The 2950-nt window shown below is 43.4% G+C and carries 5 protein-coding genes; all 5 read right to left on the reverse strand.

The genetic code is table 11. The features are described 5' to 3' along the window. Nucleotides 1–51: 51 nt before the first annotated feature. Nucleotides 52–804: a hypothetical protein gene (locus ACQY26_RS03515; RefSeq protein WP_428047716.1), complete on the reverse strand. Its 753-nt coding sequence runs from the start codon at nucleotides 802–804 to the stop codon at nucleotides 52–54. A 91-nt stretch (nucleotides 805–895) separates the two neighbouring features. Further along, complete coding sequence (locus ACQY26_RS03520; protein WP_428047717.1) at nucleotides 896–1318, reverse strand: hypothetical protein; 423 nt, start codon at nucleotides 1316–1318, stop codon at nucleotides 896–898. Next, nucleotides 1299–2045 (reverse strand): DUF6291 domain-containing protein, encoded by a 747-nt coding sequence (locus ACQY26_RS03525; protein WP_428047718.1) that lies wholly within the window; start codon nucleotides 2043–2045, stop codon nucleotides 1299–1301. The genes ACQY26_RS03520 and ACQY26_RS03525 overlap by 20 nt, the downstream gene beginning before the upstream one ends. 9 nt (nucleotides 2046–2054) lie before the next feature. Next, on the reverse strand, nucleotides 2055–2474 hold the full coding sequence (locus tag ACQY26_RS03530) for a hypothetical protein (RefSeq protein WP_428047720.1): 420 nt from the start codon (nucleotides 2472–2474) through the stop codon (nucleotides 2055–2057). A gap of 12 nt (nucleotides 2475–2486) precedes the next feature. Further along, entirely contained in the window at nucleotides 2487–2813 is a 327-nt protein-coding gene (locus ACQY26_RS03535) for a hypothetical protein (protein WP_428047721.1), read from the reverse strand. Nucleotides 2814–2950 lie beyond the last annotated feature (137 nt).

Genomic DNA, 2950 nt, shown 5'->3' on the forward strand with positions numbered 1-2950 from the left:
TTTTCAGTGCTTCGATGATGCGTTCTTGCAACGCCAATTTTTCATTTTCGTTCATTTTTTCTGCTCCTCAAAATTAAATAACTGCATTTGGCTTCCTTTTTGCTCTTTGCCAAGAATGAAATCACAAATAAAATTTCTTGCATAGTCGGGGTAAATCATACTGCGTTCTTCACTACATAAGCCAGCGTGCTTTCCACCCTTCAAATAATCGTGCGACAGGATTTTGTCTTTTGGCGTTTGCTGGTAACTCTCGCCATAAGTAGGCACGCAATTAAAATAGAAGTATTGGGTCGGTTTTCTTCTTATATCCCCCCTACGACTACGGTCTTCATCTATAAAAGCAGGTGGCAACGCAAAATTATTTGTCAAAAAATGTGGTTGTGTGTATGGGTTTTCAATTATAATTCTAATATCTTTATGTTCACACACGCCGACTAACTTCAATAACAGCGAATAGAAATAGTGCCGATTGTTTTCACGTTCTAAAATCTTTTCTATTTTTTGAAAATCTGTTAGCATACGATAATTCAGATATGCAAAAGTAAATGCCCATTGTGATTTTTCGCAAAAATAAATGCAAGGGTAAAAAGCCACTATCAAATCATCTTTGGTTATATTGTCAAATATACTTTGTTTCCCTTCATACCCTTTCTCTATCTCTGCAAACAAATCAATTACGTGGTCTGTCTGCCCGAAGTTATTTTGCACGTCATAATCCTCGGCCGGTATCCCCAATTTGATAAATTCGTTCTTAAATGTACCACTCTGCTCAAAGAAACAATGTACCTTCCCTTTAATTTCCATTTTCCTCCAAAAACCTAGAACAAAACGCGTAATAAACGCCGTTCATCGCCGTTTAGATGTTCTAAATTATTTTTCTGTTCTATATCTTGTTCTACAAAGGCAAAGCCGATTCTGCCTGCGGCTCATAAAACTCTGCCCTGTGGCCGAAAATCTCGCGCGGCAGTTCGTCCGGCGTGTAATACTGCCGCTTTGGCTCTGCCAGCATAAGGGATATAAACCCGTTAAAGTCTATGCCTTTAAGTTCGGGCCAAAACCGCAAATTAAAATCCGGGATATCGCCGCTTAAACGGTAAATGCCCGTTTTGGGGAAATCCGCCGCCCGGCAATAAATCTTAACGTCGCCGCAAATTGGGCAAACCGCCTTATAACAAAGCAGGATATGCGGCTTGTAAGAATCTTCCGCTTCCAAGAAAACCGGCAGGCTCATATAAGCGCCGTGCTTATCTTGCCAGCACTTATTGCAAGCATTTGCCGGCGGCGTTTTAAAAATATCTTCAGTTGTTTTCCTGTGCATTCTTTACCCTCGCTTTAACTCTTTGGCAGGCCTCTCGGTAATAGTCGGGCAAGTTCCTGCAGACGGCTTCATACCCGCCTTTAAGCCCGGCTTTTTCCAGCCGTTCCACACAAACGGCAATACATTCAAGGCCGATATCAATATCCCCGCCGCAAAACTTCAAGATGTCCGATAAATTACGGCAATTTCGCTTAAACCAAACGCTTATCTGATTTTGCGTTTGCAAATCCTCAAATTCCGCAATTACCCGGTTTGAAAACTCCTGCAGGTTGTTTAATTTCTTGGGTTTTGGGGATTTTTCCGCTTGCCCTGCGGCATCTGCCGCAGTAAGTAGTTGTAGTTTATCAACATCATTATCAACATCAACTACAACATCATTATGTTTGCTTATGCTTTCGTTTAAAGCATAAGGGGGCTTATGCTTATCTTGTAAGCTTATGCTTTCCGTGAAAGCTTCTGCTTCTGCCTTTTTAGGCTTGCCGCCTTTCCTACCCCAAGCCGCGCGCTTTTCGCAAAGTTCGGTATATTTGGCATTGTTATAATCCAAATCCAGCTTTATGAACTTAAAAGCCGTCTTCACCTCAACATCGTTTAAGCCCTCCATTGTCTTGCCCGTGGCAATATAATTAAATATCGCTTTGATTAATACTCCGGCTTGCTTATCGGACATTTCGGCAAATATGCTTCCATACTTCAAATGCAAGATAAAAGAATTTTTTTCCGCCATAAATACCGCCTAATTCGTGCCGCCTATTTTTACGCTCCCGGCCGAAAGATTCTTCGCGTCTTCCAAAGCTTTAAAAGCTTCCGCCGGGCTGTGTACAACGTAATAAAGGTGCCCTAAAAGTTTTACTTCCCTTTCAAACTCAATCTGCGCCGCGCTTTGCTTACCCGCCGGGCTGATTATTATTTGCTTGCCGCTCTTGCCTATACCGTAAGCCGCCGGCCTTTTGACTTCAAGCCATAAAGTTACGCCGTTTGGCAAAAGCACCGCCAAATCCGGCGCGCCGGCCCTAAAGCCTTCCGCTTTCATTTTGGACGCATAGGCCGCCGGATTATACTGCTTAAATTTCTGTTCGTTCGGGATTTTAAAAAAGAACATATTAAGCCGCCTGAGCGTTTGGCAAATTTGGGTTTGTACCGCGTGTTCCGTCATAAATTTACCTCCTTAAAATGGCGCGTCGTCATAACTATCCGCCGCCGGCGGTTCCGGCTCGTATTGCGCTTGCGCGCTTGAGGCCGCCGCCGATTTTTTTCTTTCGATAGGGCTTATTTCTTCGCAAAGTATTTTTTGAGCTAAGATAGCCAAATAGGCTAAATCGCCCCGGTTATAAAAGCCCGTCTGCACCCACTCGCCGTCTTTGTTTTTGTAACTTTTTTGAAAGTTAAAACTAAAATAAAGGCTTCCGTCTTTTGGGTTTTTATTGGGCCAAACGGAGGCTTCCACATTGCCCAGCCTGTAACTTTTGATTGGTTTATTTTTTGTTTCTGCCATGTTATCTCCTTAATTTTTGGGTCGGGGCGGGAGAGGATACGGCCCGCCCCGGGGAAATTAATCAGCGAAAGGGTCGTCAAATTCCGCCGCTTCGTTAATTTCCTCTTTAGCCGGTGCTTCTATCTTCTGTCCCGGCG

Source organism: Candidatus Proelusimicrobium excrementi (assembly GCF_937881865.1).
In the GTDB taxonomy this organism is placed as follows: domain Bacteria; phylum Elusimicrobiota; class Elusimicrobia; order Elusimicrobiales; family Elusimicrobiaceae; genus Proelusimicrobium; species Proelusimicrobium excrementi.